Source organism: Shimia sp. MIT910701 (genome assembly GCF_047126315.1).
Classification (GTDB): Bacteria; Pseudomonadota; Alphaproteobacteria; order Rhodobacterales; family Rhodobacteraceae; genus Shimia.
Genome location: NZ_CP138953.1, coordinates 379,569 through 402,770, shown reverse-complemented (window position 1 = coordinate 402,770; position 23,202 = coordinate 379,569). Strand labels below are relative to the sequence as shown.

At 58.6% G+C, this 23,202-nt stretch carries 19 protein-coding genes and 1 pseudogene; 17 read left to right on the top strand and 3 right to left on the bottom strand.

The window, feature by feature from the left end; translation table 11 throughout:
- Window positions 1-120 precede the first annotated feature (120 nt).
- From SIB38_RS01950 to SIB38_RS01915, 8 genes are all read left to right on the top strand, one after another.
- A complete protein-coding gene (locus tag SIB38_RS01950; RefSeq protein WP_294115732.1) occupies window positions 121-1,299 on the top strand; it encodes an acyl-CoA dehydrogenase family protein in 1,179 nt (392 codons plus the stop codon).
- 6 nt (window positions 1,300-1,305) lie between these two features.
- Entirely contained in the window at window positions 1,306-2,415 is a 1,110-nt protein-coding gene (locus SIB38_RS01945; RefSeq protein WP_294115734.1) for an acyl-CoA dehydrogenase family protein, read from the top strand.
- A 158-nt stretch (window positions 2,416-2,573) separates the two neighbouring features.
- The gene (locus SIB38_RS01940; protein ID WP_294115736.1) at window positions 2,574-3,449 is read left to right on the top strand and encodes a branched-chain amino acid ABC transporter permease; all 876 of its coding nucleotides are present in this window, start codon (window positions 2,574-2,576) and stop codon (window positions 3,447-3,449) included.
- 4 nt (window positions 3,450-3,453) lie between these two features.
- On the top strand, window positions 3,454-4,539 hold the full coding sequence (locus SIB38_RS01935; RefSeq protein WP_294115738.1) for a branched-chain amino acid ABC transporter permease: 1,086 nt from the start codon (window positions 3,454-3,456) through the stop codon (window positions 4,537-4,539).
- Window positions 4,536-5,306 (top strand): ABC transporter ATP-binding protein, encoded by a 771-nt coding sequence (locus SIB38_RS01930; protein WP_294115740.1) that lies wholly within the window; start codon window positions 4,536-4,538, stop codon window positions 5,304-5,306. Before SIB38_RS01935 ends, SIB38_RS01930 begins: the two co-directional genes overlap by 4 nt.
- The gene (locus SIB38_RS01925; RefSeq protein WP_294115742.1) at window positions 5,306-6,079 is read left to right on the top strand and encodes an ABC transporter ATP-binding protein; all 774 of its coding nucleotides are present in this window, start codon (window positions 5,306-5,308) and stop codon (window positions 6,077-6,079) included. Before SIB38_RS01930 ends, SIB38_RS01925 begins: the two co-directional genes overlap by 1 nt.
- Window positions 6,080-6,093: 14 nt before the next feature.
- Entirely contained in the window at window positions 6,094-7,986 is a 1,893-nt protein-coding gene (locus SIB38_RS01920; protein ID WP_412551224.1) for an AMP-dependent synthetase/ligase, read from the top strand.
- 47 nt (window positions 7,987-8,033) lie between these two features.
- Entirely contained in the window at window positions 8,034-9,188 is a 1,155-nt protein-coding gene (locus SIB38_RS01915) for an ABC transporter substrate-binding protein (protein ID WP_412551223.1), read from the top strand.
- A gap of 901 nt (window positions 9,189-10,089) precedes the next feature.
- Here SIB38_RS01915 and SIB38_RS01910 read toward each other — a convergent pair.
- Both SIB38_RS01910 and SIB38_RS01905 read right to left on the bottom strand, forming a co-directional pair.
- Window positions 10,090-10,794, bottom strand: coding sequence for a response regulator transcription factor (locus SIB38_RS01910; RefSeq protein WP_412551222.1), 705 nt, complete (start codon window positions 10,792-10,794; stop codon window positions 10,090-10,092).
- Between the two features lie 8 nt (window positions 10,795-10,802).
- The gene (locus SIB38_RS01905) at window positions 10,803-12,713 is read right to left on the bottom strand and encodes a PAS-domain containing protein (protein WP_294115749.1); all 1,911 of its coding nucleotides are present in this window, start codon (window positions 12,711-12,713) and stop codon (window positions 10,803-10,805) included.
- Window positions 12,714-12,911: 198 nt separating this feature from the next.
- Here SIB38_RS01905 and SIB38_RS01900 point away from each other — a divergent pair, with 198 nt between their 5' ends.
- The 9 genes and pseudogenes from SIB38_RS01900 to SIB38_RS01860 all read left to right on the top strand — a co-directional run bounded on the left by SIB38_RS01900 (window position 12,912) and on the right by SIB38_RS01860 (window position 22,664).
- Window positions 12,912-15,068, top strand: coding sequence for an AMP-binding protein (locus SIB38_RS01900; RefSeq protein ID WP_412551221.1), 2,157 nt, complete (start codon window positions 12,912-12,914; stop codon window positions 15,066-15,068).
- The gene (locus SIB38_RS01895) at window positions 15,065-15,886 is read left to right on the top strand and encodes an ABC transporter ATP-binding protein (RefSeq protein WP_168591110.1); all 822 of its coding nucleotides are present in this window, start codon (window positions 15,065-15,067) and stop codon (window positions 15,884-15,886) included. The genes SIB38_RS01900 and SIB38_RS01895 overlap by 4 nt, the downstream gene beginning before the upstream one ends.
- 41 nt (window positions 15,887-15,927) lie before the next feature.
- The gene (locus SIB38_RS01890; protein ID WP_294115754.1) at window positions 15,928-16,932 is read left to right on the top strand and encodes a branched-chain amino acid ABC transporter permease; all 1,005 of its coding nucleotides are present in this window, start codon (window positions 15,928-15,930) and stop codon (window positions 16,930-16,932) included.
- A 3-nt stretch (window positions 16,933-16,935) separates the two neighbouring features.
- Complete coding sequence (locus SIB38_RS01885) at window positions 16,936-17,193, top strand: hypothetical protein (protein WP_168591108.1); 258 nt, start codon at window positions 16,936-16,938, stop codon at window positions 17,191-17,193.
- On the top strand, window positions 17,193-18,269 hold the full coding sequence (locus SIB38_RS01880; protein ID WP_294115757.1) for a branched-chain amino acid ABC transporter permease: 1,077 nt from the start codon (window positions 17,193-17,195) through the stop codon (window positions 18,267-18,269). The genes SIB38_RS01885 and SIB38_RS01880 overlap by 1 nt, the downstream gene beginning before the upstream one ends.
- 80 nt (window positions 18,270-18,349) lie before the next feature.
- Window positions 18,350-19,633: an ABC transporter substrate-binding protein gene (locus SIB38_RS01875; protein WP_294115758.1), complete on the top strand. Its 1,284-nt coding sequence runs from the start codon at window positions 18,350-18,352 to the stop codon at window positions 19,631-19,633.
- 76 nt (window positions 19,634-19,709) lie between these two features.
- Window positions 19,710-20,527, top strand: a pseudogene (locus SIB38_RS01870) (ABC transporter ATP-binding protein).
- 149 nt (window positions 20,528-20,676) lie between these two features.
- Entirely contained in the window at window positions 20,677-21,897 is a 1,221-nt protein-coding gene (locus SIB38_RS01865) for a phenylacetate--CoA ligase family protein (RefSeq protein ID WP_294115760.1), read from the top strand.
- A gap of 179 nt (window positions 21,898-22,076) precedes the next feature.
- Window positions 22,077-22,664: a hypothetical protein gene (locus SIB38_RS01860; protein ID WP_294115761.1), complete on the top strand. Its 588-nt coding sequence runs from the start codon at window positions 22,077-22,079 to the stop codon at window positions 22,662-22,664.
- On the opposite strand, the gene SIB38_RS01855 is transcribed toward SIB38_RS01860, so the two are convergent.
- Window positions 22,661-23,146, bottom strand: coding sequence for a TetR/AcrR family transcriptional regulator (locus SIB38_RS01855; protein ID WP_294115762.1), 486 nt, complete (start codon window positions 23,144-23,146; stop codon window positions 22,661-22,663). The two genes, SIB38_RS01860 and SIB38_RS01855, sit on opposite strands and share 4 nt — an antisense overlap.
- Window positions 23,147-23,202: the final 56 nt, after the last annotated feature.

Sequence of the window (23,202 nt, the reverse complement as noted above, 5' to 3'; positions counted from 1 at the left end):
AGGATCTGACTAACGCAACGTCGCGCCATTCGCCTCCGTTGACAGCATACTCAGTAGTATGTTTGCCTCGCAGGTGCAATCTCCGACCCAAAGGGCGGAGGCCTTGGGAGGGGCATTTGCATGGACATCGACACATTTCGCAGCGAGACCCGCGCGTGGCTGGAGGTCAATTGCCCGGCGGAGATGCGCACGCCGATGGGCGAGGACGACATCTGTTGGGGTGGGCGCAAGTTTGTGTTTCGCTCGCCAGCGCAGAAGCAGTGGTTGGAGGCTATGGCTGCCAAAGGGTGGACAGTGCCAGCCTGGCCTAAATCCTACGGCGGCGGCGGGCTTTCTGGTGACGAACAAAAGATTTTGGCCGAAGAGATGCAGCGCATCAATGCGCGGCCGCCCTTACAAAGCTTTGGAATCTGGATGTTGGGGCCGGCTTTGTTGCAGTTCGGCTCTGAAGAACAGAAACGCCACTACCTGCCCCTAATTGCGCGCGGCGAAATCCGTTGGTGTCAGGGGTACTCCGAGCCCGGTGCAGGCTCCGATCTGGCGGGGTTGCAGACCAAGGGCGTGGATAGGGGAGACCACTTTGAGGTCACCGGGCAGAAGATCTGGACCTCCTATGCCGACAAGGCGGATTGGATTTTCTGCTTGGTGCGCACGGAGCCGGAGGAGAAGAAACACACCGGCATTTCCTTCCTGCTCTTTGACATGGAAAGCGCAGGTGTCTCCACCAAACCGATCAAGCTGATCTCTGGTGCCTCGCCGTTTTGCGAGACCTTCTTTGATGGTGTGAAAGTGCCCAAAGATCAGATTGTCGGCGCACGCGGGCAGGGCTGGACGATTGCCAAATACCTGCTGACCCATGAGCGGGAAATGATTGGCGCGGCGGACTCGGCGCTTTTTGCCAAGTCGGATCTTGCGGCAGATGCGCTTGCAGCCATTGGTTTGGACGACACAGGCCGGTTGGATGATCCCATGCTGCGCGCGGAGATGGGGCAGTTTCTGGTCGATGAACTCTGTTTTGATGCGCATCTGGATATGACCGGCGCCTACATGCGCGCGGGGCATGAATTGGGTGCGCGGTCTGCCGAGTTGAAGTACCTCGGGACCGAATTAAATAAGCGCCGCCAAAGCCTGCGCGTGGCGGCTGGCGGCAGCGACGATTTGGTCTGGGAGGGCGCGGCCAATGATGCGGGGCAGGCGGCCAAAGACTGGCTGCGCTCCAAGGCCAATACCATCGAGGGCGGCACCTCGGAAGTGATGTTGTCGATCCTGTCCAAAGCCGTTTTGAAACTGCCGGGGTAAAGGCGCATGGAACTTTTGAGCGAAGACCAACAGCTGATTGCCGATTCTGCGGCGGGGTTTCTGCGCGATGGGCATGGCATTGCCGCGTTTCGTGCGCTGAGAGAGGTTGGCGATGATGCGAACAGCGCGATTTTGGCGGACCTCGCCGAGATGGGCTGGATGGGGATCGTGATTCCAGAGGCCCTCGGTGGCGTCGGGTTGGGTTACCGCGCGGCGGGGCTTATTGCCGAAGAGCTGGGGCGTAACTTGACGGTCAGCCCTTTTGTGTCTTCCGCCATTTTAGCTGGCACCGCGCTGGCTTCGGCTGGAGGCGACCTAGCCCAAAACTGGGCACCCAAAATTGCCACCGGCGACGCCGTGGTTGCGTTGGCGATGGATGAAGCGGCCAAACACCGTCCGGAGCGGATTGCCACAGCCGTAACAGGCGCGCCTGGCGCGCTGAAATTGAATGGGCGCAAAACCTACGTAGTGGATGGTGGAGTCGCGGATCGTCTGATTGTAACCGCCAAGCGCGGTGATGACTTGTGCTTGGTGATGTGTGATCCCCTTGCAGTTGGCGTAACGCGCGCGCCGCAGGTGATGCTGGACCATTGCAACACAGCGGCCGTGATCTTTGAAGATGTAGAGATTGCTGGGGCGGACATCCTTGCGCAGGGGGCGGCAGCAGACCAGATTTTGGCCAAGACGCTTGCGGCGGGGCGCGCGATTGCGGCGGCGGAGCAGCTTGGGGTAGCCAAAGCGGCGGCAGAGCAGACCTATGACTATCTGCGCACGCGCAAACAGTTTGGCGTTTTGATTGGGCAGTTTCAGGCGCTGCAACATCGGGCAGCGGATTTGTATTGCGAGTTGGCGCAGGTCTCTTCGCTGATCGCAGCGGCGTTGAACGCATTGGATGAAGACAGTGCTGAGGTCGAAACCCTGACCCGTGCGGCCAAGGCCAAGATGGCGCGGGTTGGGCGGCAGGCCACCGAAGAAGGTGTGCAGATGCATGGCGGCATTGGCATGACCGATGAGATGGACCTGGGGCTCTTAATGAAACGCGACCGCGCCTTGACCGAGTTTCTGGGCGACGCAGGCTATCACACCGAATGGATTTTGCGGCAGCGCGGCATCTAGTTTGGGTTGAGTGCATTTAACGTACGATGGCGTATGGAAAAAGAGGGGTGACGTAACGGAGCTTTGCGCAAGCGGGGAAATGGAGACTTGACGCAAAAGCCTTCGCTCCGAAGACTGAGCATAGAAAAAGCCGGTCCTAACCGGCACGGGAGGATACATTGGAAGTTGTGCAACTGCTCGTCAGCGGGCTTGCGAATGGCTGTGTCTACGGCTTGATCGCGCTTGGCTTCGTGCTGATCTACAAGGCGACTGAACAGGTGAATTTCGCCCAGGGCGATTTCATGATGCTCGGCGCCTTTGTGTGTTTGGGGCTGACAAACGCCCACTACATGGGGCTGCCGTTTTGGATCGCGGCGCCTCTGGCCATCGCGATCATGGCGGTGCTGGGCTATTTGCTCGACTTCTTTGTGCTGCGCCACTTATTTGGCCAAAGCCAGACAGCGGTGGTGATCCTGACCATCGCGTTGGGCTTTGTCATTCGCTTTGTCGCTGGTGTGATCTGGAGCCATGAGCCACAGACCTTGGAAAGCCCGCTGGCCATTGGCGACTTCAACATCGGCGGTGTGGTGTTGGGCATGGCGGACATTGCGGTGATCGTGGTGACGGTGCTGCTCACCTATTTCCTCTATCAGTTCTTCCAGCGCACCAAGCTGGGCTTGGCGATGCAGGCCGCAAGCCAAAACCAGATGGCGGCTTACTTCATGGGCATTCCAGTGAAGCGCGTGCAGGGCATGATTTGGGGTCTGTCCGGCGCAGTGGCCGCGGTCGCGGGTATTCTCTTTGCCTCCAAAGGCGCGATTGATCCCAACGCGGGCTTGCTGGGCATCAAGGCCTTTGCCGCTGCGGTGATTGGCGGGTTTGGGTCGCTACCCGGTGCGCTGATGGGCGGGCTGATTGTAGGTGTGATCGAGCCCTTTGCCTCCCGCTACTTCCCGGCAGGTTACAGCCAGATTGCGCCCTATACGCTCCTTCTTTTTGTGCTGGTGTTCCGCCCACATGGCCTGTTCTCGCAGGTCCGGGTCAAGAAGGTCTGAGCGCATGCGGATACATTTCAAAACATCCTACGAACATGACATCCGGCTTTTTCCCGACTGGTGGAGCTTTTGTGTCTACGCAACGCTTATTGTGATCGCGGTGGCCCTGCCGTGGCTGATGGATGACTTCTTCCTCGGTGAAGTCACCAACGTGCTGATCTGGGCCATCGCGGGCCTTGGCCTGATGCTGCTGACCGGGCAAACCGGTCAGGCCAGCCTTGGCCATGCGGCCTTTTTGGCGCTGGGCTGTTACTCCTGCATCATCTTTATGGAGCAGGGTTGGCCATTCCTGATCGCCTTCCCAGCGGCGGGCATTCTGACTGGCGTGGTCGGCACCATCATCGCCATCCCGGCGATCCGCTTGCATGGCATTTACCTTGCTATTGCGACCATCGCGCTGTCCATTTTGGCCGATGACATCATTGTGCTGATGGAGCCGATCACCGATGGCGTGTCCGGCAAGTTTGCTCCGATGATCAATATCTTCGGCATCGAGATCGAACGCTGGACCACACCGGACCGCTTCTACTGGCTGGTGCTGGCCGTCACGATCCTCTGCACGCTGGCCTATCGCAACCTACTGCGCTCGCCCTTGGGGCGCGCCATGGCGGCTGTGCGAGATAGTGAAGTCTCAGCCACCGCCATGGGTGTGCATATCGCGCGCACCAAAGCGGCGGCTTTTGGCATCTCCTGCGCGATCACCGGATTGGCCGGGGCGCTGATGGGATTCTATGCGGGGGCGTTTAACAACGAGACCTTCTCCATCGTGATCTCCATCACCCTTCTGATGATGATTGTGATCGGCGGGCTTGGCTCCATTCACGGCGCGTTTTTTGGCGCGGTGGTGGTGGCGTTCTTGCCGCAATTCCTGTCGATGACCAAAGACCTGATCGGCGGCAGTTCGGTGGCCATTCCTGGTCTGGAAACCGGCGTGTTTGGCATGATCCTGATCCTCTTCATCCTGTTTGAACCGATGGGCATCTACGGCCGCTGGATGAAAATCCGCATCTGGTTTGAGCTCTTCCCCTTTGCGCGCAAAGACATGTTCAAGCGTCAGAAGAGCTATCTGAAGACGGAGCGTTTGAGATGAGCACTTTGCTGGAAATCAACAACGCGACGCTCAAGTTTGGTGGCGTTGTCGCGGTCAACGATCTGACGTTTTCGGTGGAAGAGGGTGAGGTCTACGCCATCGTAGGCCCCAACGGCGCGGGCAAATCCACGGTCTTCAACCTGATCTCGCGCTTTTACAATCCGTACGCTGGATCAATCACCTTTGATGGCCATAACCTCTTGGATCGCAATGCAGATTCCGTGGCCGACCTCGGCATCGCGCGCACGTTCCAGAACATTGAGCTGTTTGACCACGCCACGGTTCTGCAAAACCTGCTGGTGGGTCGGCACCGTCATCGCAAGACCAATTTGGTGCAGGAAATGCTCTTCACGCCCAAGGTGCGGCAGGAAGAGAAGCGCCATCGCGAGGCTGTTGAAGAGGTCATCGATTTTCTCGATCTGCAGCCCTACCGCGACAAGATGATCGCGGGGCTGCCTTATGGGGTGCGCAAGGTGGTCGAACTGGGCCGCGCGCTGGCGTCTGGGCCGCGGCTTTTGCTGCTTGATGAACCGGCCTCTGGTCTCTCGGTCGAGGAAACCCAAGACATGCGCTGGTGGATTGATGACATCCGCAAACAGATGGGCATCACCGTTTTGATGGTGGAACACGACATGGGGCTGGTCTCCGGCGTGTCCGACCGTGTGCTGGCGCTGGCCGATGGGGCCAAGCTCGCCGAAGGCACGCCGCAGCAGGTGCAATCCGACCCGGCCGTGATTGAGGCCTATCTTGGCGCGGGGGCGGCGTGATGGGCGAAACAGTGCTTGATATCAAGAACATCGAGAGCTTCTACGGCCCAATCATGGCGATCCGTGGCGTGTCGCTGAAGGTCGAAAAGGGGCAGGTGGTGACCGTGCTGGGCGCCAATGGTGCAGGCAAGTCGACGCTCCTGAAAACCATCTCCGGCATCATGGACCCCGAAAAGGGTCAGGTGGTGTTTGAGGGCCGCGAAATCCAAGGCATGGAGCCCCACAAAGTGGTCGGCCAAGGCATCGTACATGTGCCCGAGGGCCGTGAGGTCTTCCCGCTTCTGACGGTGGACGAAAACCTGTCGCTTGGCGCCTACACGCGCAGTGACAAGGCGGAGATCGAGAAAGATCGGCAGATGGTCTTTGACTACTTCCCGATCTTGGCCGAACGCCGCCACCAAGAGGCGGGCACGCTGTCCGGTGGACAACAACAGATGCTCGCCATTGGGCGCGGCCTGATGCTGCGTCCCAAGATCATGCTGCTGGATGAACCATCCTTGGGTCTGTCACCGCTGTTGGTGCAGGAAATCTTCGCCATCCTCAAACGCCTGAACAAAGATGAAGGCGTGACCATGATGCTCGTGGAGCAAAACGCCAAGGTTGCGCTGGAACTGGCGGATGTGGGCTACGTGATGGAAGTCGGCCGTATTGTGATGGACGACACCGCCGAACGCCTGATGGAGAGCGAAGACATCAAAGCCTTCTATCTGGGTCATCAGGAGGAAGGCGCGCGCGGGGAACGGCGCTGGAAACGCAAGAAAACATGGCGCTGAGGGGAGGCAGGATCATGAACATTCACACCACATCCCAGCCGCCGGAGCAGGTCGAAATCAACGGCGTGATTGTCTCTGCCACACCGGGGCAGAAACCTGCGCTTGTGGACGGATGCGACACGGTTGTTGGCCTGTTCCAGAAACGCTGTGAACAGCTGCGCGACCGCACCGCGCACCGCGAAAAAGACCTCGGTATCTGGCAGAGCTATTCCTGGGCCGACTACTGGACCCATGCCAAATGGATCGGCCTTGGCCTCCGGGCCTTGGGGTTGGAGCGCGGCGAGGTGGTTTCGATCCTTTCCGAAGACCGCAAGGAATGGCTTTATGCCGACATGGGCATCCAATGTGTCGGCGGCATTGCGTCGGGCGTTTACACCACCGACAGCGCCAGCCAGTTGGAATACCTTCTGCGCGACAGCGGCAGCCGCTTCCTGTTTGTGGAAAATGACGAGCAGCTCGACAAATTTCTGGAGATCGAAGACCAAGCCAGCCATGTGGTGAAGGTCATCATCTTGGACCAAGACGGGCTGCATGACCTGCGCCACGACAAATGTGTGTTTCTGGACGACCTCTATGAAACCGGGCGTGCCTATGAGGCGGAAAACCACGGGGTCTTTGAAGAAGAAATCAAAAAGGCAAAACCAGAAGACACGGGTCTGCTGATCTACACCTCTGGCACTACCGGCATGCCCAAAGGCGCGATGCTGTCGCAGGAAAACGTGATCGCCGCCTGTGTGTCCGGCGCCCATGCGCTGCCGACGATGGACAAGGATGAACAGCTCTGCTTCCTGCCGCTGTGCCACATCCTGGAGCGCAACGTCAGCGCCTATTTCCCGATTGCAGGCAAATCCACCGTGAACTTTGCCGAAAGCCCGGAGACGGTTTTTGACAACCTGCAAGAAGTCTCCCCCGCCCATTTCACCGCTGTGCCGCGCGTTTGGGAGAAGATCTATTCTCGCGTGCTGGTGCTCGCGCAAGAGGCCACGACCATTGGACGGTTGTGTTTCAATCTGGCCGTCAAAGCCGGACTAAAACGCGCGGATTACCTGCTCGCGCGCAAGCCGGTCCCAAGCGGGGTGCAGCTCAATTACGCGATCTGGGATTTCCTGGTGCTGCGCAATCTGCGCCGGATGCTTGGCATGGACAAAATGCGCCGCGGTGGCACCGGCGCGGCCCCGATCAGCCCGGAACTGATCCGCTGGTATTGGGCGATTGGCGTGCAGCTATTGGAAGGCTACGGCATGACCGAAAACGCCGGTCTGGCCTCCATCAACCTGCCGGACGACAACAAACTGGGCAGTGTGGGCAAAGCCGTGCCGGGGTTTCAGGTGCGTCTTGCCGAGGACGGCGAAATTCAGACCTTTGGCCTGAACAACTTCCAGGGCTACTGGCGCAACAATGAGAAAACAGCGGAGACCTTCACCGAGGATGGCTGGCTGCGCACGGGGGACGTGGGCAAGCTGGACGAGGACGGCTTTGTCACCATCACCGGGCGGCTCAAGGACGTCATCATCACCGCTGGCGGCAAAAACATCACTCCGGCGGAGATCGAAAGCCGTCTGAAGTTCAGCCACTACATCTCGGATGCGGTGGTGATTGGTGATGCGCGCAAATACCTGACGTGCCTGATTATGATCGATCAGGAGAATGTGGAGAAATACGCCCAGGATCGCAAAGTACCGTTCTCGGATTTTGCCTCGCTCTGTGCCGCTCAAGATGTGGTCGACCTCATCAAGGGCGAAGTGGACGACGTGAACAAAGAGTTCGCGCGGGTGGAACAGATCAAGGAGTTCCGCCTGATCAACGTCTTGCTGACGGCGGAGGATGAAGAACTGACCGCGACTATGAAGCTCAAGCGCAGCTTTGTGGAGAAGAAACACGCGGGACTCATAGAGGAAATGTATTAACATCGATTTCATGTGGCCCCAGACCACACTTCAAACGGGAGGAAACTATGAAGAAACTGACGACTGTACTGGCAGTTGGCGCGGCGGCGCTGGCTTCCCAGGTCGCTGCGGACACGCAAGGCGTGAGCGACCGCGAGGTGGTGATTGGGTCCGTAAACGATCTGTCCGGCATCTTTGCCGCGGTGGGCGTTCCGGCGGTCAATGGCGCCAATATGCGCTTTGACGAAGTGAACGCCGCCGGTGGCGTGCACGGGCGTCAGATCCGGTTTGTTGTGGAGGACAACGGCTACCAGATTCCGCGCGCGATGCAGGGCTACAACAAGCTTCTGAACCGGGACAAAGCCTTTGCCATGCTGCTGTCTTTGGGCACGCCGATGAACGTGGCCGGCTTCAAACTGCTCGATCCCAAAGGCATTCCAAATGTTGGCCCCCTGTCGGCAGCGCGGCAGATGCTGCAGGAGCCGATGGACAACAAATTCATTGGTTTCTCAAGCTATTACGACCAAGTGCAGGTTGGCGCGAAATACCTTGCGGAAGAGTTTGAGGCCAAAAACCTCTGCACCATGTACATCCCGTCCGACTTTGGCAAAGAGATTGCCGAGTCCACCAAAGACCTTGCCGAGAGCATGGGGCTGAGCATGGCGGGGGAAACCACACACAAGCCGGATGAGCTGGATTTTGTCGGCTCTCTGACCAAGCTTAAGGCGGCGGAATGTGACGTGATCACCATGGCGCTGGGCGTGCGTCAGGGCATCACGGTTGTGGGCACCGCCAAGAAGCTAGGCTGGACCGATGTGAAATTCCTCAACACCTCCGCAGGCTTCCTGGAGCCGGTGGCGATGGTGCCGGGCGGCGTGACCGATGGGCTCTATGCAGCGGCCGGTTGGCGCGATCTCTATGAGCGTGCGGCCGATCCTGTGCCGGGCAAATTCATCGCAGACTACAAAGCCAAGTTTGATCAGCCTGCATCTGGCTTTGCGATGCTCGGCTATTCCGCAGCCGACACCGTCGTGCGCGCGCTGGAAGCGGCCGGGCCTGACCTGACCCACGAAAGCTTTATCGCCGCCATGGAGACGCTTGACTATATGGACGAGCTCACTGGGTCGCAGACCACCTACGGTCCGGACGACCACCGCGGCGCGGATGAGGTTGTGATTTCCGTGGTGGAAAATGGCGGCTGGAAGACGGTTGCTGTGAAGTAAGCAGGTTGTTTGGATGAGACAAAGGCTCCCGGAGGTATTCGGGAGCCTTTTTTGTGGAAAGCGAAGATCGGTGGGGCGGACTAAGTGGGCGCGGCGATTTTCAAAATTCTCCTCCGTCGAAGGTCTCGTATCCCGGACTGTGCGCTCGTCCATCGTCAACCCTGTTATCGTAGCCGGATTTTTCAACTTCTGAATTGTAAGAGAATGACACAAGACCAAACAAAAACAGAGTTAAGGCAACAAAGTAGATCCACCAAGGCCCGGAAAGTTGAAAAGTTATTCCACCAACGATCGGGCCAAGGAGAGTTATAGCGATTTTAGGCCAAAGTTTCTTCATGAACAAAGCTTACCTCCCTTAAACCGAAAGCCATAAGAATTCTTTTCAGATTGTCACCATGGGCTCAAAGCTGGCTATCAGAGCAACGCGCTCATTTTCAATCCAGGTGTATTCAGCCAGCCAAAGTGCGGTCCGGATCAGCACCGTAGATGCCCGGGCCAGCGCATGACCGCCCCCATGGGCGTGCGCTCTTGCAGCGGTTTCGAGAGCTTGCGAAGTCGGGAGACGTGTGGCGGACATAAAGTGCCAATCGGTTCGGTCAGCGGCGCCCACCCGCGGTCGAGCGCTGTCCCACTGTTGCACAGAAAAATTCCCCGCAGCCGATGGTCTGGTCTGCGGGGAAGGCGGGAGTGAACTTGTTCTTGCACAGTCCCCATAAAGACCGCGCGCCTGTCCCTAAATTGTCCGCGGCCCTTCCGTGAGTGGATGTGCCCACGCCGCACAGGTTGGAAGGAGGATTCAACCCGGGCGCTCTGGCGACCACCTGCTCCCAGACATACCTTATTTTGCGATGTTTGGCTACATATTGTGTCGATTTTGTAACCGCTGTGTAGATGCAGCGGGTTACTGCCAGGTCACATCGCCCAAAAAGATATAGCCTGCGCCGTAGATGGTTTTGATAAGACGCGGGTTTTTCGGGTCTTCCTTGAGCTTGGTACGCAGGCGGGAAATCCGCACATCCATGGCACGATCAAAGCTTTCGCCCGCCGCGCCGCCCAAGGTCTCTTGCATCTGCGCCCGGCTGATCAGCCGCTTGGGGCTGTCGAGAAACAGCCGCAGCACCTCGCCTTCCGCATGGCTGAAGGTGGTTTCCGCGCCGGTTTCATCGACCAAAACGTAGCGATCAAAATAGGCGGTCCAGCCGTTAAACACGGCGGTGTTGGCCGCCACCGGCGCGGCGGGTTTCTCTTTGCGAAGTCGGGCGCGCACACGTGCCACCACTTCGGTGGGGTCAAACGGCTTGATGATGTAGTCGTCCGCACCCAACTCCAGCCCGGTGATCCGGTCCTGCACTTGCGCGCGACCGGAGATGATGATCACCGCTGCGCCCAGTTCCAGCGCCAGCCGATGCACCAGCGACAGCCCGTCTTTGTCTGGCAGGCCAAGGTCCACGAGGCAGACATCCGGCGTGGTGGACTTGAGCGCGGCCTCAAACTCGGTGGCGCGGGAAAACGCCATGGTGCGAAAACTAGCGTCCTCCAAAGCGTCCGCCAAAATCATGCGGATTTCCGGTTCATCGTCCAGGATGGTGACAAGCGGGGCGGTCATGGCGGGGCTCACTTCGGATGCAGAAATTGGTCAAGCTGCGCCGCCGTGAAGGGCTTGGGCAGCACCGGCGCGCGTGCGGCGCCTTCGATATAGAGATCATGGCTCTGGGGCAAGCTGGTCATCAGGTAGGTGGGTACTCGGTCACGGCCCAACTCACGGATCAGGTCCACACCAGTCGCATCGCCTTCCAGCGAAATATCTGACAACACCAGCGTGATATCTGGCAGCTGGTCCAGCAACACGCGGGCTTCGTCCACGCTGGCGGCTTCGATCACCGTGTGCTTCATATCGGTCAGCATATCGCGGATCAGCCCGCGCAGGTCCGGGTTGTCCTCCACCAACAGCGCCAGACCCGGGGTGGAATCCTGCACCGCGCGGCGCAGCGGCAGACGCAGCACCACCTGCCCGCCGGTCTCGGTGTTGGCAATCTTGATGTCGCCGCCCACCAGCTTGGTCATGTCATAAACCATCGCCAGCCCAAGGCCGGAGCCATCCGCGCCTTTGGTAGTAAAAAACGGGTCCAGCGCATGTTCCAAAGCCTCTTCAGAGAACCCCGGCCCGGTGTCGCGCACAGTGAATTGCACCCAGGTGTTCTGCACCAGCTCCGCAATCAACAGGATTGTCCCGCCCTGACCACAAGCATGAGCCGCGTTCAGCAGGAGGTTCACCAGCGAATCGTGCAGCATGGCTGGGTCCAGCAATACCGCGCCCTCTGGAATGCTGTTCTCAATGATGAGCGCAACCTCGTCGCCTACTGTTGGCTGCGCCAAGGTTTCCAGCTCAGACAAAAAACCCGTCATGTCGGTGGGCGCCAGTTTTGGCACCCGTGGCCCGGTCACATTGGCGAGGTTGTCCAGCAGCGTGCCGCCGCGCCGCGCCGCCCCCAAGGTGGCCTCGATCAGCGAACTGGCGTCTTCGGGCAGGTCCATTTTCTGCAACTTGGCCTGCGTGCCCAGAATGATGGTCAGCAGGTTGGAGAAGTCATGCGCCAGACCGCTGGTCATCTGCGCCGCAATCTCGCGCCGCCGGGTTTGTTGCAGGGCCACCCGTGCTTGGGTTTCCTCGGTCACGTCCATCGACAGCACGTAGACACCGCGCGCCGCGCCTTCGTTGTCATCCGGCGTAAACGCCGCCCGAATGCGCCGCGTGCTGGGGTGTTCGTTGAATTCAAACACCGATGGCTCGCCTTTGAAGGCCTTGTCCATATGCGGCTTGATATGGCTGTAGGCGTTTTCGCCCAAGGCCTCACTGGCGTGCATGCCGACGATGTCAGAAGGCCGTCCCGGGATCACCGCGCTCAGACGGCGGTTGGAGTAGGTATAAAGCCGGTCCGGCCCGACATGGGCGATATGCGCCGGCATCATCTCAGCCGTCAGCCGCATCCGCGCCTCGCTATCCGTCAGCTGCCGCTTCACCTCTTCCAGCGCCTGCACGGTGGCTTCCAACTCACGGTTTGTGGCGGACAGCTCCTCGGCGTATTGCAGCAACTGATCCGACAGCTCCTCAGAACGGGACCGCAACAGCGCCTCTTGCCGCTTGGTCGAGGTGATGTCGGTATAAACCGCAACCCAGCCGCCCTCTGGCAGGGGCGACCCTTCGACAGAAACCCAACGCCCGTCTGCGCGTTTGCGCTCAAAATAGTGCGGCTCAAAATTTAGCGCGCGGTCGACGCGCTCTTTGATGAAGGCCTCTTTGTCCTCATCCCGGATGTCGCCGTACTCGCCATTTTCGATCAGAAAGCGGATGGTCTCAGAAAACGGTGCCCCTGGTTGGGATAACACGCGCGGAATGGAAAACATCTCCCGAAACCGCGCATTGGCGACCACCAGCTTCAGGTCGCTGTCATAGATCGACATCGCCTGTTTGATCAGGTTCAGACCGGCAACAGTCATGGCCTGTGTGGCTGCGGCTCGCTCCATTTCGGCTCTCCTTCTCCTCTACCGCTAACACTCAATTTGGGGGTGCGAAAAGGGGCAAATGGCGCTTGTTACAATTCGTAAGGATTGGGAAAACTTTAAGAAAAAGTTGACCAACAGGGTGAAACACGCACCACTAGAGGTGGAGAATCGCTCACGCGGTTTTGGCCCGTTTCGGCGGGCTTAAGGGAGGAAAAGAATTTGGCACAGTCGTCACAGGCGACCGGCGGACTGACGTCCATTCCGGCGCTGTTGCAGCGGAACGCCGCCCAGTTTGCAGACAAGGATGCATACCGGGAGAAAGAGTTCGGGATCTGGCAGACCTGGACTTGGGCAATGACCGAGAAAGAGATCGAAGCGCTGGCGCTTGGTCTGATCAATCTGGGTGTGAAAGAGGGTGACTTTGTCGCCATCATCGGGCGCAACCGCCCGTATTTCTATTGGTCGATGGTTGCCGCCCAATCCCTGGGCGCGGTGCCTGTGCCGGTCTATCAGGACAGCGCGGCTGAAGAGATGGAATACATTCTGGGCCACTGTGGCGCGAAATACGCCATCGTTGAGGATCAGGAGCAGGTCGACAAGATCATCGAGATCCAGGAAAAGCTGCACACCTTTGAGCATATGGTCTACATCGACCCGCGTGGGTTGCGGAAGTACGACCACCGCCAGCTGCATGAGTTCAGCCACATTCAGGCGCAGGGCCGTGCCGCCCATGACGAGCTGATCGGCGAGCTGAAATCCCGCCGTGAAAAGCTCGACTACGACAGCACCTGCGTGATGCTCTACACCTCCGGCACCACCGGCAAACCCAAAGGTGTGGTGCTCTCCAACCGCAACGTGATCGAAAGCTCCAAAAACTCTGCGGAGTTTGACGCGCTGACCGGTGACGAAGAAATCCTGTCTTACCTGCCGATGGCCTGGGTTGGGGACTTCATCTTCTCCGTGGGGCAGGCGTATTGGTGCGGCTTTTGTGTGAACTGCCCGGAATCGGCAGACACCATGATGACCGACCTGCGCGAAATTGGTCCAACCTACTACTTCGCGCCGCCGCGGATTTTTGAGACCTCGCTGACCAATGTGATGATCCGGATGGAAGACAGCGGCGATCTGAAATACGCGCTGTTCCATCACTTCATGGACTTCGCGAAGACCGCTGGCGAGAAATACGGCATGCCCAAGCGCAGCCTGGCCAAGCCGGACATGAAGCGCCGCATCAAAAACGGCTGGCGTTATGCGATGGGCCTGGGTTTTGCGATGGAAACCATCGTGGAAAACGGCATCCGCATGGCCTTCACCAAACTGCGTCACGGCAGCAAGGCGCGCGAGCATTTCAAAGCCAAAGATCCAATCCTGCTGAACCTCTATCGCGGCAACCTGCGCGACTACTTCAAGTATCGCATGGGCAACGTGCTGGTGTATGGCCCGCTGAAAGACACGCTGGGCTTTGGCCGCGTGCGTGTGGGCTACACCGCTGGTGAAGCGATTGGTCCAGAAATCTTTGAATTCTACCGCTCGCTCGGCATCAACCTGAAGCAGCTCTACGGACAGACCGAAGCCACCGTCTTCATCACGGCACAGCCGGATGGTGAGGTGCGCGCGGACACTGTGGGCGTGCCAAGCCCTGACGTGGAAATCAAAATCGACGACAACGGAGAAATCCACTACCGCAGCCCGGGCACTTTTGTTGAGTACTACAACAACCCGGAAAGTACCGCCTCCACCAAGGACGCGGAAGGCTGGGTGGCAACGGGCGACGCGGGCTTCTTTGAAGAGAAAAGCGGCCACCTGCGCATCATCGACCGCGCCAAGGACGTTGGCAAAATGGCCGATGGCTCCATGTTTGCGCCTAAGTATGTTGAGAACAAACTGAAGTTCTACCCTGACATTCTTGAGGCCGTGCTGTTCGGCAATGGCAAGGACCGCTGCGTGGCCTTCATCAACATTGACCTGACGGCGGTGGGCAACTGGGCGGAACGCAACAATATCGCCTACGCCTCTTATCAAGAACTGGCGGGTCACCCGAAGGTGCTCGACAGCATTCAGGAACATGTGGAGGCGGTAAACCGCTCTGTGGCGGATGACCCGATGCTGGCAGGCTGTCAGATCCACCGCTTCCTGGTTCTGCACAAAGAGCTGGATGCGGATGACGGCGAAATGACCCGGACCCGTAAGGTGCGCCGTGTCATTGTGGCCGATAAGTTCAAAGACCTCGTGGACGGGCTTTATGACGGTTCCACCAGTGTCTCCACCACCACCGAGGTGACCTATGAAGATGGCCGCAAAGGCAGCATCAGCGCGACCCTCGAACTGCGCGACGCCCAAGTTGTGCCAGTAGCAAGCAAGATGGCAGCGGAATGAACGACATGAGCAACGATAGCTACGTCACGGACGACGGCCGCACCATCGGCCCAACCGTGATGGAAATGAAAAACATCACGCTGCGCTTTGGTGGTGTGAAAGCGATCACCGACATCAGCTTTGACATCCGCGAAGGCGAGATCCGCGCGATCATTGGTCCAAACGGTGCAGGCAAGTCGTCGATGCTGAACGTCATCTCCGGCTTCTACGTGCCGCAGGAAGGTGAGGTTTGGTACAAAGGTGCAAAGCGCCCGCCGATGAAACCTTATGAGGTGGCGCAGCAGGGCATCGCCCGGACCTTCCAGAACATCGCGCTGTTTGAAGGCATGACTGTTTTGGACAACGTCATGACTGGACGTCTTCGTCAGATGAAAGCCAATATGTTTGAACAGGCCATCTGGAAAGGCAAAGCTGAGCGCGAAGAGGTTGAAAACCGCGAAGTGGTTGAGAAGATCATCGACTTCCTCGAAATTCAGGCGATCCGCAAAACCCCGGTTGGGCGTCTGCCATATGGTCTGAAGAAACGTGTGGAACTCGCCCGTGCGCTGGCGGCGGAACCCTCGATCCTTCTGCTGGACGAGCCAATGGCGGGCATGAACGTTGAGGAAAAAGAGGACATGTCCCGCTTTATCCTCGACATGAACGATGAATTTGGCACCACCATCGCACTGATCGAGCACGACATGGGCGTGGTGATGGACCTGTCCGACCGCGTGGTCGTGATGGACTACGGTAAAAAGATCGGCGACGGCACGCCGGACGAAGTGCGCAACAACCAAGACGTCATCGACGCCTATCTGGGAGTGGCACATGACTAAGCAACTTTCTGAAATCACACTGAAAACCGGAGGCGCGAGCGATGCCTGAACAACTCGCATTTGCAATGGAGGTCTTCCTCAACGGCCTCATGGCGGGCGTGCTCTATGCGCTTGTCGCGCTGGGCTTCGTCTTGATCTACAAGGCCTCCGGGATCTTCAACTTTGCCCAGGGTGTGATGGCGCTGTTTGCCGCGATGACCCTGGTGGGTATCCAGAACGGCCAAGTGCCCTTTGCCCACCTGATCAACGCGATCTTTGGCACCCATGTGCACACCTTCGGCTGGAACGTGCCCTCTGTCTTTGCGCTGATTTTCACCGTTGGGGTGATGATCCTGCTGGCCTGGGCGGTGCAACGCTTTGTGTTCCGCCATCTGGTGGGGCAGGAGCCGATCATCCTCTTCATGGCGACCATTGGTCTGGCGTATTTCCTCGAAGGCTTTGCGGATCTGATGTGGAACTCGGAAATCAAGAAACTTGATTTCTGCATGACCGCCAACACTTGCCTGCCGCAGGGCATCAACATCGCCATCGACGAGTTCACATTCAACGCCTTTGGCTATGGCTTCTTCATCGACAACCTCGACATCACTGCAACCATCGTGGCGATTATCCTGGTGATCGCGCTGGTGGCCTTCAGCCAGTACACCAAACAGGGCCGCGCCATGCGCGCCGTGGCAGACGACCACCAGGCCGCACTGTCCGTGGGTATCTCCCTGAACTTCATCTGGGTTCTGGTCTGGTCCCTTGCAGGTTTTGTGGCACTGGTTGCCGGCATCATGTGGGGCGCCAAATCCGGGGTGCAGTTCTCGCTGTCCCTGATCGCTCTGAAAGCACTGCCGGTTCTGATGCTCGGTGGCTTCACCTCGATCCCGGGCGCCATTGTGGGCGGTCTGATCATCGGTGTGGGTGAAAAGCTCTTCGAATTCTGGGTGGGCCCGCTGGTGGGCGGCGCAACCGAGAACTGGTTCGCCTATGTGCTCGCCCTCGTGTTCCTCGTCTTCCGGCCACAAGGTCTGTTTGGCGAAAAGATCATCGAGAGGGTCTGACGTATGTCCAAGCTGCTTGCCATCCTCAACGTGATCGCATGGGCCGGGTTCTGGGTCTTTGGATATCTCGCCTTCACCGGCGATGTGACCCGCCCCGAGCAAATGACCACAGCAGCCCTTGTCGCGGCGATTGGCGGCTTGGTCGGCACTTGGACATTCTTCCAGTTGGTCCGCCACGCGGAATCCACTGGCTACGCAAAATCTCGGAACCGGGCGGACCGGTCCCATCTTGAAAAAGAATACAACGAGGAGACCGCCTGATGTTCTATCGTGAAGCTGGCGATTTCAAAACGACCTACTCGGCGGACAACCAGACGTTCCCGATCAAAATTGACCGCGTGGGCTACTATGTGGCGCTGGTTGTGGCCTTCCTGATCATCCCGTTCATGATCAACGACTACTGGGCCAACGCCATTCTGTTGCCCTTCCTGATCTACTCGATCGCAGCCATCGGCCTGAACATTCTTGTGGGCTACTGTGGGCAGGTGTCTCTGGGCACCGGGGGCTTCATGGCGGTGGGCGCTTATGCCTGCTACAAGCTGATGACCGCCTTCCCGGAAGTGAACATCTTCTTCCACGTAATCCTGTCCGGCGGTGTAACCGCGCTGGTCTGCATCCTGTTTGGCCTGCCATCCCTGCGCATCAAAGGCTTCTACCTCGCGGTGGCGACACTGGCGGCGCAGTTCTTCCTGGTGTGGCTCTTCAACCGGGTGCCGTGGTTCTACAACTACTCCGCCTCCGGCCAGATCAACGCGCCTGAGCGCACCGTATTTGGTGTGCCTGTGACCGGCCCCAACACCGAAGCCTGGGCGACTTACCTCTTCTGCCTGGTGTTCCTGGTGATCTGCGCGCTGGTTGCCCGCAACCTGACCCGCGGCATGGCCGGCCGTAAGTGGATGGCGATCCGCGACATGGATATCGCCGCCGAAATCATCGGGGTGAACCCGCTGAAAGCCAAACTGACCGCGTTCGGAGTCTCCGGCTTCTTCATCGGCATCTCCGGCGCGCTGTTCTTTGCTCTGTACCTCGGGGCGGTGGAAGTGGGCGAAGCCTTTGGCATCAACAAATCGTTCCTCGTGCTCTTCATGATCATCATCGGTGGTCTCGGCTCGATCTTCGGCTCCTTTGCGGGCGCAGCCTTCCTGGTGCTGCTGCCTGTGGTGCTGAAAGTGGTCGGCGTAGACATGTTCGGCTGGCCCACAGACATTGTGGCGCACTTGCAGCTGGTGATCGTGGGCGGCCTGATCGTGATGTTCCTGATCCTGGAACCGCATGGCCTTGCCCAGCTCTGGCGCGTGGCGAAACAGAAACTGCGGTTGTGGCCCTTCCCGCACTAAGGCGGGGCCAGAACCAACCATTCCGGGGCGGGGAGGCCCCGGCAATCAACATCGGACAAAACCAAGGGAGGAGAACCCCGATGAAAATGAAGTTTGCAACTATGGCCGTGACAGCCATGATGGCAGCAGCTCCAGCAATGGCAGACCTCGTGTTCCCGTCGCTGAGCTACCGCACCGGCCCATACGCTGCGGGTGGTATCCCGTTCGCGGACGGTTACGCCGACTATTTCACCCTGCTCAACGAGCGTGACGGTGGTATCGGTGGCGTGCCAACCCGCCTGCTGGAATGTGAAACCGGCTACAACACCGAAAAAGGTGTGGAATGCTACGAATCCACCAAAGGCGAAGGCGCTCTGGTCTATCAACCGCTGTCCACCGGCATCACCTACCAGCTGATCCCGAAAACCACGGCTGATGGCATCCCGATGCACACCATGGGTTACGGCCGTACCTCTGCCGCAAACGGCAAAGTGTTCAGCCACACCTTCAACTACCCAGGCACATACTGGAACGGGGCCTCCGGTGCGGTGAACTACCTGCTGGACGAAAACGGCGGTGACCTGAAAGGCCACAAAATTGCGCTGGTCTATCACAACTCCGCCTACGGCAAAGAGCCGATCCGCACCCTGGAAGAGCTGCAGAAGAAGCACGGCTTTGAGCTGAGCCTGCTGCCAGTGGATCACCCAGGTCAGGAACAGAAGTCCCAGTGGCTGCAGATCCGCCGCGAAAAGCCGGACACCGTTCTGATGTGGGGCTGGGGTGTGATGAACCAGGTGGCCATTCAGGAAGCGGCCAACATCCGTTTCCCAATGGAAAACTTCATCGGTATCTGGTGGTCCGGTGCAGAGCATGACGTTCTGTCCGCAGGCGCGAAAGCCAACGGCTATAAGGCTCTGACCTTCCACAATGTGGGCCGTGACTTCCCAATCTTTGAGGACATCCAGAAACACGTTGTGGATACCGGCAAAGCTGCGGGCGCAGGCGACCAGATCGGCAACGTGCTCTACAACCGCGGTATGTACGCAGCGATGCTCGCAGCCGAAGCGGCCAAAACCGCACAGGAAATCCACGGCACCGCAGAGATCACCCCAGCGATGATGCGTGATGGTATGGAAGCCTTGTCGATCACCGAAGACAAGATGGCCGGCCTCGGCATGCCAAACTTCGGTCCATCCTTCGACGTTTCTTGCGAAAACCACGGTGGTCCTGGCCTCGTTGGCGTGACCCAGTGGGACGCAGACAGCCAGACTTGGTCTCTGATCTCCGACTTTGCAGAAACCGACATGGAAGTGATCGGCGCGCTGATCGCAGAGGACTCCAACGCATACGCCTCTGAAAACAACATCGAGATGAACTGTAAATAAGTTCGCTTGAAGCAACAGGTCTCGGCCGGGCGCACCGGCCGAGACACCCAAGAACGCGAGATGAAAGACAACGCACATGCTTGACGCTGGTCGCACCCAAGAGACCCTTCTGGAGGTCAACAACATCGAGGTGATCTACAACCACGTGATCCTCGTGCTCAAAGGCGTGAGCCTCTCGGTCCCCAAAGGCGGCATCACCGCGCTTCTGGGTGGCAACGGCGCAGGCAAAACCACCACCCTGAAAGCCATCTCCAACCTGCTGCACTCCGAGCGCGGCGAGGTCACCAAAGGCTCGATCAACTACCGCGGCGAAGCGGTCGCCGATCTTGATCCGGCTGCTTTGGTGAAAAAGGGCGTCATCCAGGTGATGGAAGGCCGCCACTGTTTTGAACACCTGACGGTTGAGGAAAACCTGCTGACCGGGGCCTACACCCGCAGCGGTGGCGATGTCGCCGCAGACCTCGAAATGGTAACAACTACTTCCCGCGTTTGAAAGAACGCCGTAAATCGCAGGCGGGCTACACCTCCGGCGGGGAACAGCAGATGGTTGCCATTGGCCGCGCGCTGATGAGTAAGCCGGAATGCATTCTGCTGGACGAACCCTCCATGGGTCTCGCGCCTCAGCTGGTGGAAGAGATCTTCAACATCGTGAAAGATCTGAACGAGAAAGAAGGCAACACCTTCCTGCTCGCCGAACAGAACACCAACGTCGCCCTGCGCTTTGCGCACTATGGCTACATTCTGGAATCGGGTCGCGTTGTGATGGACGGCCCGGCAGACGAGCTGCGCGAAAACCCGGACGTGAAAGAATTCTACCTCGGCATGAGCGACGAAGGCCGGAAATCCTTCCGTGATGTGCGCTCCTATCGCCGTCGTAAGCGTTGGCTGAGCTAAAACGCCATTGAGCACCGGAGCGCGGACCTGCGCGCCACCCCGCCCAACGAAGACGGGCAGACATACCCCACCGCGCCCCCGCAACTGGCGGGCGCACAGGAAGACTTTGGCCGCCAGACGCGGCTTTGGACCACAAAGGATGGCATCACATGAGCCGCTTTTTTGACGATTTGGAAACCCGCAGCGCCGATCAGCGCGCCGCTGATCTGGCCGCCGCTTTGCCGGCACAGATCGCACGGGCCAAACAATTACCGGGTTTTGCGGCCTCTCTGGCAGACACGGCCCCAGCCAAAGTGACCTCGGTGGAAGACCTCGCCAGTCTGCCGGTCCTGCGCAAATCCGAACTTGGCGCGGCCCAGAAAGCCAGCGGTCCGCTTGGCGGCTTTGCCGACCTGAGCAACCCCAACATTGCGCATGTGTTCCAATCCCCAGGCCCGATCTACGAACCCGGTGGCAACACTTCCGACTGGTTCCGCTTTGGCCGAGTGCTGCACGCGGTGGGCATTGGCGCGGACGATATCGTGCAGAACTGCTTCAGCTACCATCTGACCCCGGCTGGCATGATGTTTGAAAGCGGCGCGCGCGCTGTTGGTGCCAAAGTGCTGCCAGCGGGTGTGGGTCAGACTGAAATGCAGGTTCGTGCGGCGGCTGACATTGGCACCACCGCCTATGCAGGTACACCGGATTACCTCAAGATCATCCTCGATAAGGCCGAGGAGATGGGTGAGAAACTCAAGATCACCAAAGCCACGGTGGGCGGTGGAGCGCTGTTCCCAAGCCTGCGCCAAGAATATGCCGACCGGGGCATCACGGTGCTGCAAGGTTATGGCACCGCGGACCTCGGCTCCATCGCTTACGAATCTGAATCGATGGAAGGCATGATCATCGACGAAGGTGTGATTGTGGAAATTGTCACCCCAGGCACCGGCACCCCTGTGGCGCCGGGCGAGGTGGGTGAAGTGGTGGTGACCACGCTCAACCCTGACTACCCACTTATTCGTTTTGCCACTGGCGACCTCTCCGCCATCCTCCCTGGGCAAAGCCCGTGCGGGCGGACCAACATGCGCATCAAAGGTTGGATGGGCCGTGCCGATCAAACCGCCAAGATCAAAGGCATGTTTGTCCGCCCCGAGCAGGTGGCAGCTCTTGTGGCGAAACACGATGAGGTCACCAAGGCCCGCGTGATTGCCACGCGCGCAGGCGAGATGGACGTGATGACCGTACAAATCGAAAGCGCCGGTGGCGATGAGGCCGCTTACGGCGCCTCCGTAGCAGACGCGTTGAAGCTCAAAGGCAAGATCGAGATTGTTGCACCGGGCAGCCTGCCTAAAGACGGCATCGTGATCGAAGATCAGCGTAAGTACGATTAACCCCCTCTTCCCCTGAGCCCGGCGCTGGATTTGGCGCTTCGGCTACGCCCGTCGCTTGCGGCGGGCTTTTCTTTTTGGGGTGTGTAAATTATTTTTAGTCCAAGTGGACGAAAAAGATTGATGCAGCTCCAAGACCTTCCTAAGTGTTACGCGTCATCCTTTGGAATGGAGCCAAAATCATGAAAATCAGTTGGGATTTACCGCAAAAGCGCACTGGGTTTGGCGGCGTGATCGATGGGCTGATCGGTCCGGGTGCCACTTCTGCAGAAAAGGCGCTCCAGTTGTATGTGCCTTTTGGTTTTGGCGCCGCCGTGGTGCTTGCAGGTATGGTGTTGGATTTCGGATGGTCTGTGGCCCAATTCGTGGTGATCGCAGCGCTGGCGGTTGACATGATGGGAGGGGTGATCACCAACGCCACCTCCACAGCAAAGAGATGGTTTTTCCGCGAAGGCCAGGGAACCAAACACCATTTAGGCTTTGTGGCGATGCACGTCGCTCAAATTGCCCTGTTTGGGTGGGCGTTTATGGACCTTGATCTGTTTTGGATTGGTGGCGTGTTTGGTGTGCTGTTAGGGTTCAGCGCCGCGATCCTAACACTGCCGCTGTATCTTCAGCGGCCCGTGGCGAGCTTCCTGTTTGTGGTTGCGATGTTCCTATCGCTCTACGTGTTTACGACACCGTTGGACGTGCAGTGGTTCCTGCCGATGCTCTACTACAAAATTCTGATCAGCCACATCTTGCGAGAAGAGCCTTATCAACCAGACTAAGTGTTGCCGAGCTCGCCCCGGAAAAACCCAATCAACAGCCGCCCCATCATGCGCTCCATCGTCTCCTGCGCGGCGTCCTCGCCGACAATCTCTGCTACGACAGCATGGTGGGTTGTGATTGACAGTTGCATCGCCTCATCTTGGGCGATTTCTGCTGCGGATTTGCCGCGCAGGTAGTCAAACAACAGCGCCATTTCACTGCCAAAATCGGGTGCCATCGCCTTGGTGAGAGCCTGTATCTGCGCTTCTTGAGTCGCCCCGCTTGCCTGCGGCACAGCGACGGATTTCATCACCTCTTTGGTGCAGGCCAGAAACAGCGCCTCTTTGGTGGGGAAGTAGTGATACAGCGCCGATTTGGACACGCCCAGATGCGTGGCCACCTTGCGCATGCTCACACCACCATAGCCGCGCTCGGAAAAATAAGACGCCGCGCGCAGCGCCAAATCGGCGCGGTGGGCATCATGGTCAACAATCTTCGGCATCTATTTTTGTCCACTTGGTCTAAAAACTATTTGACACGACTCACCCCAGAGGTCTA

What these genes read in the sequence shown, in the direction of transcription:
- SIB38_RS01880 (WP_294115757.1), top strand. Translation starts at nt 17,193, where the DNA reads ATGTTCTATCGTGAAGCTGGCGATTTCAAAACGACCTACTCGGCGGAC.
- SIB38_RS01895 (WP_168591110.1), top strand. Translation starts at nt 15,065, where the DNA reads ATGAACGACATGAGCAACGATAGCTACGTCACGGACGACGGCCGCACC.
- SIB38_RS01855 (WP_294115762.1), bottom strand. Translation starts at nt 23,146, where the DNA reads ATGCCGAAGATTGTTGACCATGATGCCCACCGCGCCGATTTGGCGCTG.
- SIB38_RS01890 (WP_294115754.1), top strand. Translation starts at nt 15,928, where the DNA reads ATGCCTGAACAACTCGCATTTGCAATGGAGGTCTTCCTCAACGGCCTC.
- SIB38_RS01865 (WP_294115760.1), top strand. Translation starts at nt 20,677, where the DNA reads ATGAGCCGCTTTTTTGACGATTTGGAAACCCGCAGCGCCGATCAGCGC.
- SIB38_RS01925 (WP_294115742.1), top strand. Translation starts at nt 5,306, where the DNA reads ATGGGCGAAACAGTGCTTGATATCAAGAACATCGAGAGCTTCTACGGC.
- SIB38_RS01875 (WP_294115758.1), top strand. Translation starts at nt 18,350, where the DNA reads ATGAAAATGAAGTTTGCAACTATGGCCGTGACAGCCATGATGGCAGCA.
- SIB38_RS01910 (WP_412551222.1), bottom strand. Translation starts at nt 10,794, where the DNA reads ATGACCGCCCCGCTTGTCACCATCCTGGACGATGAACCGGAAATCCGC.
- SIB38_RS01885 (WP_168591108.1), top strand. Translation starts at nt 16,936, where the DNA reads ATGTCCAAGCTGCTTGCCATCCTCAACGTGATCGCATGGGCCGGGTTC.
- SIB38_RS01935 (WP_294115738.1), top strand. Translation starts at nt 3,454, where the DNA reads ATGCGGATACATTTCAAAACATCCTACGAACATGACATCCGGCTTTTT.
- SIB38_RS01945 (WP_294115734.1), top strand. Translation starts at nt 1,306, where the DNA reads ATGGAACTTTTGAGCGAAGACCAACAGCTGATTGCCGATTCTGCGGCG.
- SIB38_RS01930 (WP_294115740.1), top strand. Translation starts at nt 4,536, where the DNA reads ATGAGCACTTTGCTGGAAATCAACAACGCGACGCTCAAGTTTGGTGGC.
- SIB38_RS01860 (WP_294115761.1), top strand. Translation starts at nt 22,077, where the DNA reads ATGAAAATCAGTTGGGATTTACCGCAAAAGCGCACTGGGTTTGGCGGC.
- SIB38_RS01915 (WP_412551223.1), top strand. Translation starts at nt 8,034, where the DNA reads ATGAAGAAACTGACGACTGTACTGGCAGTTGGCGCGGCGGCGCTGGCT.
- SIB38_RS01950 (WP_294115732.1), top strand. Translation starts at nt 121, where the DNA reads ATGGACATCGACACATTTCGCAGCGAGACCCGCGCGTGGCTGGAGGTC.
- SIB38_RS01920 (WP_412551224.1), top strand. Translation starts at nt 6,094, where the DNA reads ATGAACATTCACACCACATCCCAGCCGCCGGAGCAGGTCGAAATCAAC.
- SIB38_RS01905 (WP_294115749.1), bottom strand. Translation starts at nt 12,713, where the DNA reads ATGGAGCGAGCCGCAGCCACACAGGCCATGACTGTTGCCGGTCTGAAC.